The 15,255-nt window shown below is 40.8% G+C and carries 12 protein-coding genes; 7 read left to right on the top strand and 5 right to left on the bottom strand.

Annotation, left to right across the window (positions count from 1 at the left end):
* Positions 1–423 precede the first annotated feature (423 nt).
* The 6 genes from J8Z28_RS12460 (at position 424) to J8Z28_RS12435 (ending at position 6,979) form a co-directional block, all read left to right on the top strand.
* Entirely contained in the window at positions 424–918 is a 495-nt protein-coding gene (locus J8Z28_RS12460) for a hypothetical protein (RefSeq protein ID WP_250659531.1), read from the top strand.
* Positions 919–1,170, top strand: coding sequence for a CPBP family glutamic-type intramembrane protease (locus tag J8Z28_RS21860; RefSeq protein WP_284693430.1), 252 nt, complete (start codon positions 919–921; stop codon positions 1,168–1,170).
* 95 nt (positions 1,171–1,265) lie between these two features.
* Entirely contained in the window at positions 1,266–1,988 is a 723-nt protein-coding gene (locus J8Z28_RS12450; protein ID WP_250659530.1) for a hypothetical protein, read from the top strand.
* A 793-nt stretch (positions 1,989–2,781) separates the two neighbouring features.
* Positions 2,782–3,366 (top strand): acyl carrier protein phosphodiesterase, encoded by a 585-nt coding sequence (locus J8Z28_RS12445; protein WP_250659529.1) that lies wholly within the window; start codon positions 2,782–2,784, stop codon positions 3,364–3,366.
* Between the two features lie 772 nt (positions 3,367–4,138).
* Positions 4,139–5,677 carry a glutamate synthase-related protein gene (locus tag J8Z28_RS12440; protein ID WP_054560744.1) on the top strand — a complete coding sequence of 513 codons (1,539 nt, stop codon included), beginning with the start codon at positions 4,139–4,141 and terminating at the stop codon, positions 5,675–5,677.
* Positions 5,678–5,944: 267 nt separating this feature from the next.
* Complete coding sequence (locus J8Z28_RS12435; protein ID WP_250659528.1) at positions 5,945–6,979, top strand: IS110 family RNA-guided transposase; 1,035 nt, start codon at positions 5,945–5,947, stop codon at positions 6,977–6,979.
* Between the two features lie 570 nt (positions 6,980–7,549).
* On the opposite strand, the gene J8Z28_RS12430 is transcribed toward J8Z28_RS12435, so the two are convergent.
* The 4 genes from J8Z28_RS12430 to J8Z28_RS12415 form a co-directional block, all read right to left on the bottom strand.
* On the bottom strand, positions 7,550–8,407 hold the full coding sequence (locus tag J8Z28_RS12430; protein ID WP_250659527.1) for an AraC family transcriptional regulator: 858 nt from the start codon (positions 8,405–8,407) through the stop codon (positions 7,550–7,552).
* Positions 8,408–8,492: 85 nt separating this feature from the next.
* Positions 8,493–11,360: a prolyl oligopeptidase family serine peptidase gene (locus tag J8Z28_RS12425; RefSeq protein ID WP_250659526.1), complete on the bottom strand. Its 2,868-nt coding sequence runs from the start codon at positions 11,358–11,360 to the stop codon at positions 8,493–8,495.
* Positions 11,360–11,911, bottom strand: a complete 552-nt coding sequence (locus tag J8Z28_RS12420) for a hypothetical protein (RefSeq protein WP_054561977.1) — start codon at positions 11,909–11,911, stop codon at positions 11,360–11,362. The genes J8Z28_RS12425 and J8Z28_RS12420 overlap by 1 nt, the downstream gene beginning before the upstream one ends.
* A 576-nt stretch (positions 11,912–12,487) precedes the next feature.
* Positions 12,488–12,634, bottom strand: a complete 147-nt coding sequence (locus J8Z28_RS12415) for a DUF2986 domain-containing protein (RefSeq protein WP_064971746.1) — start codon at positions 12,632–12,634, stop codon at positions 12,488–12,490.
* Positions 12,635–12,790: 156 nt separating this feature from the next.
* Between J8Z28_RS12415 and J8Z28_RS12410 the strand changes: the two genes are divergently transcribed.
* Positions 12,791–14,281, top strand: a complete 1,491-nt coding sequence (locus J8Z28_RS12410; RefSeq protein WP_250659525.1) for a dipeptidase — start codon at positions 12,791–12,793, stop codon at positions 14,279–14,281.
* A gap of 65 nt (positions 14,282–14,346) precedes the next feature.
* Here J8Z28_RS12410 and J8Z28_RS12405 read toward each other — a convergent pair whose 3' ends face one another.
* Positions 14,347–15,138 carry a putative porin gene (locus tag J8Z28_RS12405; RefSeq protein WP_250659524.1) on the bottom strand — a complete coding sequence of 264 codons (792 nt, stop codon included), beginning with the start codon at positions 15,136–15,138 and terminating at the stop codon, positions 14,347–14,349.
* Between the last annotated feature and the right edge of the window lie 117 nt (positions 15,139–15,255).

Here is a 15,255-nt window from a genome sequence, read left to right as displayed (position 1 = left end):
CGAAGCCCAACAAGTTAGCGAGCAGCTAGGGGTAGGAGCTATCAGCTTTCAGCCGTCAGCTATCAGACGAAAAAGTTTGCGAGATACGAGTTTAGGCGTTTTTTCGCCGAACCCTGTGGTTCAATTTGTTTTTCACAAAGAGAAAAGAATGAGAAATAAATGAGATAGACCAAAAGAGTATTTTGTTTTTTCCTCTAAAGCGCAGCGTCTCTTATCCTCTTTGTGAATATTATTTTTAAATGCTGTTTTTCTCTGTGTAGCGCGAAGTGCCTCGGTGCTCTCTGTGGTTCATATACTTTGAAAATAAAAATATGCTCAGTTTGAATTTGAACTAAAAAACACCTGTTTAATAGGTTGTTTTTGTGTTTATCATAGAAATTAAACAATAATAAAGTTTGAGCTTTATGCTCACCAAGGACGGTTATGCCAGATATGTATTTTGGAATACTCGCCAATTTAGGCGTGGTTCTATTACTCGTTTTAATTTTAAAAGCATTCAGTAAAGTAACTATAAACTTAACTTGGCTGCTTGGTACTCTGTTAATTCTATTTTGCTATTTCTTAGCTTTATTCGAAGGTAAAGAGTTCATTTCCTTAGATTTACTTTTTACAGATCTCAAATGGAATTGGTCAGGTAAAATTGTCGCTATTACTCTTTGGGCTTTGGTATTGGCTTTATTAGCAGCTTTTAAAAGTGACTTTAAAATCAAGGACGCTGGTTTTACTCTTAGACAAAATGAAGGCTCTATTAAGCCTGCACTCGTTGTTTTAACCCTGTTTGTTGTGTTGCAGATTGTTGTAACGCTTAGCCTTGGTAACGGACCAAATTACGATTTTGAAACGCTACTCTATCAAGCTCTTATTCCTGGATTAGATGAAGAACCAATGTTTAGAGGGGTTTTATTATTTTGTTTTTAGTTGGCTGTTGTTTCATCGCGCATTAACTTTTTTGGCTCGCCAATAAACATTGCAGGGTTACTTTTAGTTTTATTATTTGGTCTAGTTCATGGGGTTATGTATATAGATGGTGAGTGGCATTTGTCTGCATTCAGAATCGTATTAACTGGGAGTTATGGATTTATTTTGCTGTGGTTGAGAGAGCGTACTGGTAGCCTTGTTTTTCCAATTGTAGCGCACAATATGGTTAACTTTGTTGGGCAGTTAGTTTAGTACATGAAGGTAAAGTAAATATACTATCAAGTACATAGGTTGGCTTAATAGGAAAGTAATGGCAAAATTGTGTTTTAAAAATGGAAACTTAAATAATGGATTATAATCAGCCACTTTCGAAGCACTCCCTAGATTTAAACCTGAACGACCGAGTTTGGTTTAGATATTCAACTTTCTATGAAAAGACAGTTTTACAAGCAGACTCTAATACAAAACTAAAGTCGCTACCGGGCCTAGCTGTGCTGTCCGGCGGAGCTGAATTTTTATTTTTCTTTATGACTATCGCTATTGCTGTAATGAGCATAGTGCTTCAAGAAACGATGCAGCCGATACCTGCTTTTTTAACTTGTGTGAGTTGTTATCTTTGTGTATTTGTTATCAAGCGAATTGTGATTTATAACAAATTTGGATTTGGTCGTAAGTGGATTATGAGTATATCTAAAGACTCACTCGAAATAGATAGGCGAGCAATAGAGGGCAAAGCTTCAAAAGTTTTGCAAATCGCTAAGGAAGATATCAAAGAGATCATTTTTAATTATACTTTTCACGGTAGAAGTGGTCATATTGTGAACGAAAAAACGGCCAATTTACACGCTTGTGAAATTCATCAAAAAAGTGGCGATGTTGTTACGCTAGATAGTCTGCGAGTAGGTCTTTTTGATGTGCTGTACCTTTTAAAATTCCACGAATACCCGCTACTATTCAGAAGTACAACTTCAAGCGGTGCAGGTAATATAGTTATTTTGATTATGCGGTTAATTTCTCTTTCTGCGATCATATCGGCTCTTGTCATGTTGGCATTTAATTTAAAGTCATAAAGGTGAGTTATTTGTATGGCTATTAGCTGGTAGGTTGGTTAGAGCGGATTTAAACTCAACGTATGGAGCCATCAGCTTTCAGCCGTCAGCTATCAGATTGAAAAGTTAGCGAGATTCGAGTTGTAGGAGGCGTTTTAATGCCGATATTCCAACCCAAAACCAACGCTATGATGTTAGCACCTACCACTGTTGGCGTGAAATTTATTTCGCGCGATGCTTATCTAAACCACAGAAGCAAGATGTAGGTCGGGCTTTAGCCCGTCAATGTTAGCGATTATGTGTCGCCATAAATGACGACCTACAGTGCTTGATTCATTAGCTCGTAGGTTGGTTAGAGCGGAGCGAAACCTAACTTTGGAGCCATCAGCTTTCAGCCGTCAGCTATCAGATTGAAAAGTTAACGAGATTCGAGTTGTAGGAGGCGTTTTAACGCCGATATTCCAACCCAAAACTAACGCTATGATGTTAGCACCTAGCACCTAGCACCTAGCACCTAGCACCTAGCACCTAGCACCTAGCACCTAGCACCTAGCACCTAGCACCTAGTACTGTAGGCGTGAAATTTATTTCGCGCGATGATCTATTTAAAACGGGCATGCAAGCATAACGCTTACGAGACATTTGATTACGCGATATAAAATAGCGGCTACAATCTTGCTAACTCGCTAACTCGCTAACTCGCTAACTCGCTAACTCGCTAACTCGCTAACTCGCTAACTTGCACTTTGTGCCCCTAGACCCTCTCACCTGTATTCTTTTACAATGCGTAAAATGACTTGATTTAGAGAATGCGTTGAACTACTTGGCTCACCTTTATTTAGCACAACCGACAGCTGATTCACATTTTGGTAATTTGCTGGGTGATTTTGGTGGGCGCCGATATTCAGCGCAGTTACCTGATGCGGTTAAAAATGGCCTTGAAAATCATTATTTAGTTGATAGGTTTACCGACTCACATCCCCTTGTAAAAGAGGCTAAGCAGTACTTTTCTCCAGCGCGTAAACGCTTTGCAAGTGTCGCGATTGATGTAGCGTTCGATCACTTTCTTATTCAGCATTGGCAGCGCTTTAATGACCAACCATTGGCTGATTTCAAACAGCACAGTTATGGTCTTTTAAATGCACGCCAAGCCATGATGCCTTCACGCATGCAGCAAGTTGTGATCAGTATGACCAACAATGATTGGTTTAAAGAATATGAAACACTGGATGGGGTCGGCCTTGCCCTTGATAATATCGCAAGGCGAATTCGCTTTGCCAACAACTTTACAGGAGCTGCCGAAGATATTACTCGCCACTACCAACAGTTAGACGCGGTGTTTTTAGCGTTTTTTCCCGAGCTGGTTGAGCATGTGAAGCAAAAGGGGGTGGAAAAGTAAAAGCTTTCAGACATCAGCCGGTAGGTTGGCTAGAACGGAGTGAAACCCAACAAGTTAGCGAGTTACAAGGGGAAAGAGTAAAGGGAAAGAGTAAAGGGGTAAAGAGTAAAGGGGTAAAGAGTAAAGGGGTAAAGAGGAAAGATACGAGTTTCGAGGGACGAGATACGAGATGTAGGAGGCGTTTTAACGCAGAACAAAAATAGAGATATTAGATATCAGTCGTTAGAAATCAGATTAAATCAAAAGAGCTTTAAGCTATAAGTTTTAGATGATTGTGCGCCATATATAGCCATCAGCTATCAGATTTAAAACCCAACAAACAAACTGAAACTTGCCCGTAGGCGTGAAATTTATTTCGCGCGATGGTTATTATCAAAGAGGTAATTTGTAAGTCGGGCTTCAGCCCGTGAGTGTTAACGGTTGCTTTTCGCCATAAATAACGATCTACAATGGGTTATATCTGTGAAGTTTGCTTTTAATTATTCCTCTTAAGCGCAGCGCCTCTTATCCTCTTTGTGAAAATCCCCCGCACTGTGGCTTACAAACCGATTTACCTCTTACATTAAAATACGAAATGGCTGATATCTTGGCTGCTTGTTGCGGTTATATAGTCGATTATTGATAGCTAAGTGAACTTCTAGGCGCTTAAAAGCTCGTTATTTAACTGAGCTGAACTACCCTTTGTAAAGCAAGTAAGCCTAGAATGAATACTTACCTCAATCGCAGTACCTTGAACATAGCAATGTAATGTAGCAACCGTGAGGGAACAATAATGAGCAAACCCATAATTGCAGCCGTTTCGCCGAAAAAAGTCACCTTAGAGCAGGGGCAAGAATACTATTTTTGTGCCTGCGGGCGTTCTAAAAACCAGCCATTTTGTGATGGCTCACATGCCGGAACCGATTTCAAACCCAAAGCATTTACAGCAGAAGAGTCGGGCGATGCCTATTTATGCCAATGTAAGCACACTGCCAATGCGCCGTTTTGTGATGGCAGTCACAAACAATTTGATAAAAGCCAAGTTGGTCAAGAAGGGCCAGGCGTGCAAATTCAAGCCTCTGATTTGCCAGTTGCTACAGCAACCAAAGAGGAACCCACCGTTGAGCTTATCCATCAATTAGCACGTGAAGGATTATCTAAGCTTGGGCACCATGGCCCTATGGTGTCGATGGGCGTGCCACGATATCAATTACCTAAATGGGATGATTTACAGCTAATGGTGGCGCAAATGGCAACGCAACCTTTAATGGAAGATGTTGCTGTTAATACTGAGCTTGTGATTGGCCCGCGAGCGAAAAAGCCATTAAAGCTGGCTATTCCATTATTTGTTTCTGATATGAGTTTTGGGGCTTTATCTGAAGAAGCTAAAGTATCTTTAGCGAAAGGAGCAGAACTTGCTGGCACAGGTATTTGTTCGGGTGAAGGCGGTATGCTTCCTGAAGAGCAGCAAGCCAATTCACGGTACTTTTATGAGTTAGCAAGTGCAGGCTTTGGTTATAGCGAAGATAAATTAAAGAACGTTCAGGCCTTTCACTTTAAAGGTGGACAAGGCGCAAAAACGGGTACTGGTGGGCATTTGCCGGGCAATAAGAATGTTGGCAAAATCTCTGAGGTTAGAGGAATTGAAACGGGTACTTCGGCGATTTCACCACCAACATTTAAAGACTTACACAGTGCGGCCGATTTCAAAAAGTTTGCTGATAGAGTACGCGAGGTAACGGGCGGTATTCCAATCGGTTTTAAACTGAGTGCTAATCATATTGAGGAAGATATTCAATTTGCGCTCGATGCGAGTGCCGATTACATCATTCTTGATGGTCGTGGAGGCGGTACAGGCGCAGCCCCTGAGATTTTTAGGGATCATATTAGCGTACCGACTATTCCTGCACTTGCCAGGGCAAGAAAGTACTTAGATGAACAAGGTGCAAGTGATGTTACTTTGATCATCACTGGCGGCTTACGCTTGCCAATTGATTTTGTAAAAGCACTTGCGCTTGGTGCTGATGGGGTGGCGATTTCAAATAGTGCAATGCAAGCAATCGGCTGTGTTGCTGCGCGTATGTGTAACACCAATAACTGCCCTGCAGGGATTGCCACACAAAAGCAAGATTTACGTCAGCGCCTAAATATTGAAAAGTCGGCAAATCAATTAAAGAACTTTTTTGAAGCTTCAACTGAGTTAATGTCGGTAATGGCGAGGGCATGTGGTCATGACTCTTTAGCTAAGTTTAATGCTAATGATCTAGCAACATGGCACAAAGATATGGCGTTGTTATCTGGCGTTAAGTACGCAGGCGTTGGAATAAGTTAGCTAGTTTCTAGAGGAAAGTTAGCGAGTTAGAAAGAGTAAAGGGGAAAGGTACGAGTTCCGAGGGACGAGATGCGAGTTGTAGGAGGCGTTTTAGCGCAGAATTGGTAGCAGCGGGTTTACCCCGCGTTATCAAATAAAAATACTCAAGTTAGCGAGTTTCGAGGGACGAGATGCGAGTTGTAGGAGATGTATGGACTCCTCCCCCAAATGGGGTGAGTACGGTATAAAGAGATTGGACAATTACTTTTACCAATAAGGAATCCATACATGTCAAAATTTAACCTAATTAGCATCGACTTGGCAAAAAATGTTTTTCAAGTCGGTAAGTTTTTTCATCAAAAACTTCAAAGTAATAAAGCGGTGGGCAGAAAAGAGCTACTGACCATACTCACTACGTCACCTCGCTGTAAAGTTGTTATGGAATCATGTGGTGGTGCTCATTATTGGGCACGCAAAGCACGTAGTGTTGGTCATGAAGTCGTGATTCTAGATCCTCGATTTGTCAAAGCATTTAGAGTTGGCCAGAAAACAGATGCAAATGATGTCATTGCAATAGCTGCCGCTTCTTTCTCACCTAATGTCCGCCCGTGTAAATCACTGACACAAGCACAGCAAAGCTTACAGTCAATAGAGCGAATGCGCGCCTTAGCTGAAAAGCAGAAACGACAGCTGGCTAATCAAATCAGAGGCTTGTTACTTGAATTTGGGATTGTAATCAAGCAATCGGAATGCGCGTTTAGGCAAGCTATCCCTGAGATTCTAGAGGATAGCGATAATGGATTAACCGCTGGTTTAAGGCAGTGTCTAGCTCAGTGCTATGAATTATTTAAAGCGCAATCAACATTAAAAGAAACATTAAATGAGTTACTGACAGGTTTAGTAAAACAAGATGAGCAGTGTGAACGTTTACTGGCGCTTGAGGGGGTCGGGCCTATCACAGCGGTTGGTTTATTAATAAGCTTAAGTGACACAACCCATTTTACGAGTGGACGTAATGCGGCAGCCAATGTTGGTGTCACCCCTCGGCAACACTCAAGTGGTGGAAAAGTACGAATAGGTCATATAGCCAAATACCGTGGAGAGATAACATTACGCAGTCACTTGTTTCTCGGAGCCAGAGCGGTTATCAGTCAGTTAAAGCATCGAGAGCCAAAAACGAAAAAAGAACAATGGCTCAAAGCATTAGTTGAAAGACGCGGTGTGAAGTGCGCCGCCATTGCATTAGCAAATAAAACAGTTAGGACAGCGTATGCCATGCTGAAAAAGGGCACGAGTTATGAACCCAGTTTACTAGCCAATTAATATTTAGCCTTCAATAACAGAAACAACAGTATTGACCAAGAACCTGCGTTAAGCGGTTAGACCCACCCTTGATAGCCTGTAAAGTGCCTGGCGTGTTAAAACACCGAGTAGGAGAAGAGGCACAAGGGCGCGAATACATCAAAGGGCCGAGGTAGCTCCTCATTATGAGCCCGCATATAAGCACGCAGTCTGACAAAATTAACGAAGGGTATTGTGCAATAGGAGGAGTCCATATAAGGTACTTTAGTGCCGAAAATATCTTCACAAAGAAAATGACGAGCTGTCAGCTTTCAGATTAAAACCAGAGTTTCTAGTTACGAGAGTAAAGTTTGCGAGTCAGGTCACGTGCTTGATACAAATGTGAAATGAGCTGTCGTAGGCGTGAAATTTATTTCGCGCGAGGGTGCTTGTATTGAGTGGTGGTTGAGACGCGCCGAGCAAGCGTGACGCCTACGGCTGATAACGGCGTGAAATTTCTTTTGCGTATTGCGCGATATAAAAATCGCGCCTACAATCTTTGCCTCGAAACTCGAAACTCGAAACTCGAAACTCGAAACTCGAAACTCGCAATCATTTTATCGGCAAATATATATCCGTTTGCAGGTCACATTCATCAACTTCATGGATGAGGTTGAGGTAATGAAAGAAGCAAGGGAAGTCTCTGACTTCTTCGCCGCTTTGCACCAGCCATTCACGGTATAAGTAGTAAACTGTATCGCTAATGGTGTCATGAGAGCCATTATGACGAACTACGGCGCAGCGTCCTGCTGGAATTTCACCATTTCGCACACCTTGCGGGTTTTCAGTAATCGGTGAGGTGATACTGCCTGCAAAGTCAAAACGAAATGCATGGTCTTCAGTGGTGGCCGGATCGCTATACGGGATCCCATATGTGTTACTGGTTTTAACAGGTGAGAAGCCTGATTCTTTGCGCCACTCAATAAATTGTGCAGCGGTATTCATCAGGGTATTAGCAGCGCCTTGGTGGGTTAATAAAGCCACCGGCTGTGCTTTAAAATCAACAATGTTTACATTCATAGGGCAAACCTTTTTGTCAGGTAATGAAAATTCAAACTGTGAGTGCCAATTAGGCCAGTTTGGTTTGCTTCTGAATTCGCTTGGCGACTGCGTAAAGGTGCGCTTAAAAGCACGACTAAATGCTTCTGGGCTATCAAATTGCGCTTCTAATGCAACATCAATAATTTTAAGTTGATGTTCAAATGCAAGTCGAAATGAGGCACGCTTTAAACGCGCAAGCTGCGCATATTTGGTAACGCTTAGGCCAACTCCAGCGACAAATAAACGATGAAAATGATATTTCGAACAACATGCCACCTCACTGAGTGTCTCCAGTGATAAAGGTTCATCAAGATGCTGGCTAATGTAGTCACAGACTAACTCAATGCGTTGTTGTTGCTTCGTTTTCATGGTTACTCGTTAATGCTTTTCAGAAGTGGGGCCAGTTTGCCATGGCCCCTAAGTCGTTACCTGATTGAAATTGCGCATTTTGAGTTTAGTTGATAGCTGTCACTTTAAAGGTGTTTTGATAGAGCAACTGTTGGTTTGCTCCCATTACATCTAGTGTCCACGTACCTGGAGTCGATGTTTCATCTAAAGTGCGGTAGGTAGACCATTCATCAAGAGGGCTGCCCCATAAAGTTTGGTAATAAACATTTTCATTTTCTTCAGGAGAGCTTGGTTTGAAGTGCCACTTGGTAAATATAACCAAGCGATCCTTACGATTATCAATACCCTCGCGGTTCATTGAAAACTCGATTCCAAAGCGCTGTTTTTCGTTCAGTGTATATGAAAATTCCGTATTTTCATTGAGTTGCTCGACACTAGAACGGCCATTAAATTTTTCAGATAAAACTAGTTTAAATAATCCAGCCCGCTCTAACTCTAAAATCGCATTTGGATAATCAAGTCCATACAGTTTTTTAATTATTTTCTGAAGCCTTTCTTGTTCTTGAGTCGAATATTGACCTTCCAGCATCAGCAGGGCTATCTGCTCTCTAACTTCTCCGTTTGAGTTACTGCCAACTTTTTCAGCATACTCTTCTATTAAGCTTAAACACTTTTCTGTATTTCTAAATTTAATATCAGCAATGCAATTGACTACTGCTAAGTTAAATGCGTTTTTAACAGTTTGCTCTTTATCATAAAGTTCTTGAGAGTACTTTTGAGCTTTTTTGAAGTCAGGCTCCACAAGTAAGCTGTAGGAATAGATAAAACTTAGTCTTTCTTTTGCATTCTCATAGCCTAATTCCGCCGAGCGGCTGTAATACTCAATAGCTTTTTTAATATCAATAGGCCTATTATCGCCACGATGATAATAACTACCGACATTAAACATGGCTCGATCATGATCTAAGTTGGCAGCTAATTGGTAGTAGTCAAAGCTTTCTTTTTTACGATCAGTTTCTATAGTCTTACTGTCAAAAGTATCTGCTAACAATATGGCATCACGTTGAACCGCTTTCTTTTCTGATTCAGTATAATTAGTCAATGTACTGTTTAGATTAAGTTTTCTTTCAAGAAAGTCGTTAGCTAAAGCTGCTTCTACTTGATCGTAATACCAAATCTGATGGCCATGCCCTGAACGCTCGAAAAACGCTTTTTCAACATCATGACCTAAACGCTTTAAAACATAGTAAAAGCGATTACTTTGCTCAAAGCCCGATATTTCATCTTGTTTACCAGCAATAATAAGAACTGGGGCTTTTAAAGATGTAGCCTGATAGACGGGGGAAATATCTTTTAAATCTTGGCTATATTCACCAACCGTACGTTCTATAAGCTCTTGATAATCTTTAGTTAAAGCGATATTACTTGCGTTATAAAGTAGAGGTAAGTCATAAATACCAAAACTTGCAATCACGCATTCATAAATATCAGGGTGTTTAATTGCCAGCATCACCGCAGAATAACCACCATAGCTTGCGCCAATAGAGCAGGTATGTTTAAAGCTATATTGTGAACGAATATGTGCCACTGCGGCAGAAATGTCTTGTTCGATAAGGTTACCAAATTGACCAACACCGCTTTCTAAAAATTCTTTACCAAACCCTGCTGAGCCTCTGAAATTAACACGTAAAATAGTAAAGCCTCGAGAGGCAAGGTATTGCACTTCAGGGCTAAACTCATCACTTTCACGAATACCTATTGGGCCACCATGTGGCATCACTAATAATACCTGCTTATTGTTGTTAATAGGTTTGGTTAAGTAACCTTCTAGGTTAGTTCCGTCGTAGGCTTTAAAGTTAAAAAACGTTGTTTTAGCGTACGTTGCGTCTTTATTTTTGGCGACAGAAAACAGTAACTCCATGTGATTTGTTTCTGATTGGTATAAATAGTATTTGCCAGGTACGGTGGCTGAGTGACTGAATAAAATTTGTGTCTTACCATCGATAGAGCATTCAACCCAAAAAAACTGTTCGTCTCCTAAAGCTTCCGCAACTTTGCTATGCAATTGCTCATAGGCGTCAATAAAATAATCGGTAGTATATTTACCATGCTTGATATACGAGGCAGCAATAAGTTTGCCATTATCATCAAGCTCAGCGGACTGAATGTCATATTTTGGGTGCTCATAGAGTGTGTCGGTGATTTCTTGTGTGTTGATATTAAAAAGGCTCACCTGGCTCTTATCGGTATTTTTGTTGGTAATGACGGCAAGGTGATCTTGGTCTGTAAATCCAACTGGTAAAAACTGATAATCTGCGTCAGTGAGAGTAAAAATCGGGATCCACTTTTTATTGCCAATAACCTTATAGAAGAACTGTAAACTCTTTTCGTCTTCATCAAATTTTGCAGTAAAAAGCTGCTGTTTGTGCTCGTCAAAGAAGTAGCTATAGGCACCTTTTAAACCTTTTTCTATAGGAGTATAAGAGCTGTAATCATTACTGTATAAAGCTGTTAAGGGCACTTGATAAAGCAGTGTGTTTTTCTTATCAGGTTTAGCAAATAAGATATGTTCAGGATCACTGAGTAACCTATCTACGATGTAGCCTTTTGCTTTAACTCTATGCTGTTCAATTTTTGGTTTTTTTTCGCCTTCAATAACATTCACGACGACTTCAAAATCGTGACTATCGCGACTTTTTACACTGATAAAAATATCATCGTCTGTTAACCATTGATAATTGTAAAAATCATTATCCTCGTCGAGTTTGACGATATAGTACATTTTCATCGAATCCATATCGATGATATTGAGAGTTTTGGTTTTGTCTTCCTGCGCTTCTAAAAAGCTGATCCAACGGCCACTGGGCGATACTTTAACTTGGCTTTGATCGGGCGAATACATTAAGTCTTCACTCGATAACATTTCAGCATGCAAGGGAAAAATAAAAAATAATAAGATAAGTAGCTTTTTCATTATTTTGCTTCCTGCTGCGAAAATGTTTGTTCCAAATAATCAAAGAATGAGTCTTCGCCGGGGCCGCCATAATTTAGCGAGCGACCGGACAAAATCGTTGGGAAGTTTTGTTCCATGTATTGCAGTGCTTCAGAACTACGGTTTTCTAAAACAATATGAGAGCGTGTGTTCCAGTAACCTATAGTTGTTATGTCTAAATGGCCAACATAATTAACTTTGTTAGGGGCAAGTGTGAATTGCCAACTTTCTTCATCGTTATCAAATTTGAGAAATGAGTAATGACTTAAGTTCAAGCGTGTGATGGTGTAATCACCCAATGGTAGATTCGCTAAAATATAATTGCTACCACTTCGAATGTCCTTAGCCGTAAGAACAAGCGATTTTGGACCATCAATATAAATGGCTTTTAAACTGCGGTTAGTTTCAATGCCAATCAGTAGGTAGCCTTCATCGGCTTTAGATAGTGTGTCTCGGTCTTCTTTTATGTTGGTAACTTTAGATGCGCATGCACTTAACAAAAGCGCACAGCTAAGCAGCAATAAACTTCTCATTCCCTTGTATCTTATTGTTGTTATTTTATTAATTTTAAAATACTTAAAAACCGGAACTATGTGAAGCACAATTTGTGAATGAGTGTGAAAAGAGTTGAGTTGCTAGGCGTGAAATTTCTACGCGCTAAACCAGAGTGGACAAAGAGAATGATGAGCCGTCAGATTTCAGCTTTCAGTTTGAAAACCAGAGTATCTAGCTACGAGAGTAAAGTTAGCAAGTCAAATCACGTGTCCGATACAAATGTGAATTGAGGTGTGGTAGGCGTGAAATTTATTTCGCGCGAGGGTGTTTTATTTGTGTGGTGGTTGAGACGCGCTAAGCAAGCGTGACACCTACGGTGTAGGAGGCGTTTTAACGCCGAACAGCTTTACTTTATTCACGGCTAAAGCCGCTCCCACGTTTTTTGATGTAGGTGTGAAATTTATTTCGCGCGTTATCTTTTTATATTGCGCGATGTAAAATCGCGCCTACAATCTGACCGCTGACCGCTGACCGCTGACCGCTGACCGCTGACCGCTGACCGCTGACCGCTGACCGCTGACCGCTGACCGCTGACCGCTGACAACTAGGTATTTTTAACTTTCCTGCTCAGCTTCTTGCTGTGCTAATTTTTCGCGTTCTGCCTTTGAAATATATGCCGGTTTATTGCTTTTATGCAATTTTGCATTGGCACGCTTATCTTTTTGCTTAAGTTTAGTGAAGATCTTTTTTCTGCGGTTCATGAGTCTAACAAACGAATTAATAGGGTGAGTGGCTATTGTACCTTGTTGGTATTTTTAAGCGATCTATTTTGCTTTAATTAGAGATGTTATGTCGGCGTTATAAGCGTTACAATCAAGGCGACTTTCTAAAAACCTTCTTAAACTCTAGAGCTTATCTTGAAACATTCATTACTTGCTGCATTTTTATTAAGTGCTTTCTCTAGTCAGGCTGCTGTGTCTGAGCAAAGTGAAAAGCTGGCTAACTACGCGGTAGAGCAATATCAACATGCGCAAATTCATACCTTAGAGAATTTAGTTTCGTACCCAACGGTAAATAAAGAAGGTCTAGCGACTCCAGATAACCCAGATTTCATTGGCTTTAAGTCGTTCTTAAAAATGAAAGCGGCGCAGTTTGGTTTTGATTATCAAGATTTAGGCTACACAGTGTTAATTGGCATGGGTAACCAAGCTGAAAAAGTAACCATAGTAACCCATGGTGATGTGCAACCAGCAGATGCCAGTAAATGGCAGCAAAGTCCATTTAAAATGGATAAAACCTCTGAGCCAGGAAAGCTAATTGCACGTGGTACAGAAGATGATAAAGGGGCAATTGCGACTGCACTGCATGCAATGAAGGCGATCAAAGACAAGGGTATTACATTAAATAACCGTATTGAATTAATGGTTTACCTTGCAGAAGAGTCTGATTGGGCACCACTCGAAGAGTTCATGAAAACCTATCAGCAACCTAAATACGCAGTCACTATTGATGCTTCATACCCTGTGGTTGTTGCAGAAAAAGGCTGGAGCTTAATTGCCCCGACTTTCTCAGAGACCTCAGCACAAACAGGCTTATATGTTAGTGACTTAAAAGGCGGCGCCTTTGTTAGCCAAATCCCTGAAGATGCCAGTGTGTTAGTACATAACGCTGATGCGGCAACTGTGGCTAAATTACACGACAATGTCGCTAAGCTTAAAAACGTCAAAGTGGCGATGACAGAGCAAGACAATGGCTTGTTAGTCCAAGTGAAGGGGATTTCAGCGCATTCATCTGAGCCAGAAGCTGGTGAAAATGCCATTGCGCACCTTGCAGAAATCTTTAAAGGTATTGATCTTGAAAACAATAGCGATGGTCAAGCAGTTGAGTTTATCAATCAGCTAATTGGCCTTGATTTATACGGCGCGCAATTCGGGGAAATTGGTTACAAGCATGACTTTATGGGACCGATGACTGTTTCGCCAACCTTATTAAGCCGCGATGGTAACGACATTAAATTGTCGATTAATATGCGTCGTCCGGTAGGTAAACAAGAAGCTGTGCTTAAGCAGCAAATTAATGAAGCGCTTAGCGCTTGGCAAACCACTAATGGTGTTACGTTAAAAGACACTAAAGTGGTAATTGGTACGCCAATGCTGTTAGATGGTGCGCCTCATGCAGAAGCATTACTCGATATCTTTAAGCACTTTACCGGCGATAAAGACGCGGGCTTTGTGTCAATTGGTGGTGGCACAAATGCTAAGCTGTTTGATAATGCGGTGTCATTTGGTCCATCAATGCCAGGTAAAAAGTACACAGGTCACTCAGAGCATGAGTTTATTACTGAAGAGCAGTTAGCACTGAACTTAAAAATGTACACTGCAATGATGATTAAGCTAGGCAATATGTAATTCTATAAACTGAAAACGCCGCTTTATAGCGGCGTTTTTGTTTAAAGCTGTTGGCTCATATCAGTTTAAAACTGGGCAACAAACTTAAGGTTATAAAGTTCAGCAGAGCCGCTTTCAGTGTAATTAGCGGTTAAATAGTATTTATCATTAATAAAGTACTTGCCTTGTAAAACGAGTTCAGAATCATCCAAACCTGCGCCTATGGCATAGTGATCGCCGAAGTAGTAGCTGATCATGGCATTGCTTGCTGAATCATTAAGGCTGTCTTGGTGGCCAACATCGACAGTAATGTAATGGCTACCGCTTAAATGATTAAAGTATCTGGCAGAGACATTCCAAACGTCGAGTTCATCATCTGTTTCTGCACTAAAACCAAGGTAATCCTTATCGTTGATTTGGAGGTTATACTGCGCTTTCAAGCGGAAATAATCATCACCATAGCTACGCACATCCCTATTTATAGAGACTTTTAAGGCATCGGCAAATAAGTAGCCAATTCCTAGCGTGTAATTGTCTAAATCCCTCACATCCCTCATATCGGCTACAGCAAACCAGTTGTTCAAAAAATACTCGCCTGATAAACCAATATCGTTGTAATAGTCTCCTCCTGAGTAATTCACTCGAAAGTTTGTATCTGTATCTAGGTAACCATAATCATCGAGCACACCCGAGCTTTGCTGCTCCTCAAAGTAGTAATGGCTTACTAATTGATAACCATCAAAGTCATAATAGTCATTATTAATATGAGTGTATTCGATACTGTTGAACCATTGTTTACTTACTTGTTGTTCTGTGGCGATTGAGCAGTTTGAATAAGCAAGTGTTGCAAGAGCGATCGGGGCTAATTTTTTAATCATACATATCCTTGTTGTATTTGGTTTTGCTTCATCAAGATAATACAACAAGTAGGTATTTACATTGTAATAAAGTGTTGTGGGTCTGTTAGTTTGTGAAAAGGCCAAGCAGTGCTTGGC

This window comes from Pseudoalteromonas sp. SCSIO 43088 (assembly GCF_023650795.1).
GTDB classification, from domain to species: Bacteria; Pseudomonadota; Gammaproteobacteria; order Enterobacterales; family Alteromonadaceae; genus Pseudoalteromonas; species Pseudoalteromonas shioyasakiensis.
The sequence above is the reverse complement of the archived record's forward strand: the minus strand, read 5'-3'. Positions and strand labels throughout refer to the sequence as shown.

Coding starts and splice junctions, on each gene's coding strand:
- J8Z28_RS12460 (WP_250659531.1), top strand. CDS start 424: ATGCCAGATATGTATTTTGGAATACTCGCCAATTTAGGCGTGGTTCTA.
- J8Z28_RS12450 (WP_250659530.1), top strand. CDS start 1,266: ATGGATTATAATCAGCCACTTTCGAAGCACTCCCTAGATTTAAACCTG.
- J8Z28_RS12440 (WP_054560744.1), top strand. CDS start 4,139: ATGAGCAAACCCATAATTGCAGCCGTTTCGCCGAAAAAAGTCACCTTA.
- J8Z28_RS12435 (WP_250659528.1), top strand. CDS start 5,945: ATGTCAAAATTTAACCTAATTAGCATCGACTTGGCAAAAAATGTTTTT.
- J8Z28_RS12430 (WP_250659527.1), bottom strand. CDS start 8,407: ATGAAAACGAAGCAACAACAACGCATTGAGTTAGTCTGTGACTACATT.
- J8Z28_RS12425 (WP_250659526.1), bottom strand. CDS start 11,360: ATGAAAAAGCTACTTATCTTATTATTTTTTATTTTTCCCTTGCATGCT.
- J8Z28_RS12420 (WP_054561977.1), bottom strand. CDS start 11,911: ATGAGAAGTTTATTGCTGCTTAGCTGTGCGCTTTTGTTAAGTGCATGC.
- J8Z28_RS12415 (WP_064971746.1), bottom strand. CDS start 12,634: ATGAACCGCAGAAAAAAGATCTTCACTAAACTTAAGCAAAAAGATAAG.
- J8Z28_RS12405 (WP_250659524.1), bottom strand. CDS start 15,138: ATGATTAAAAAATTAGCCCCGATCGCTCTTGCAACACTTGCTTATTCA.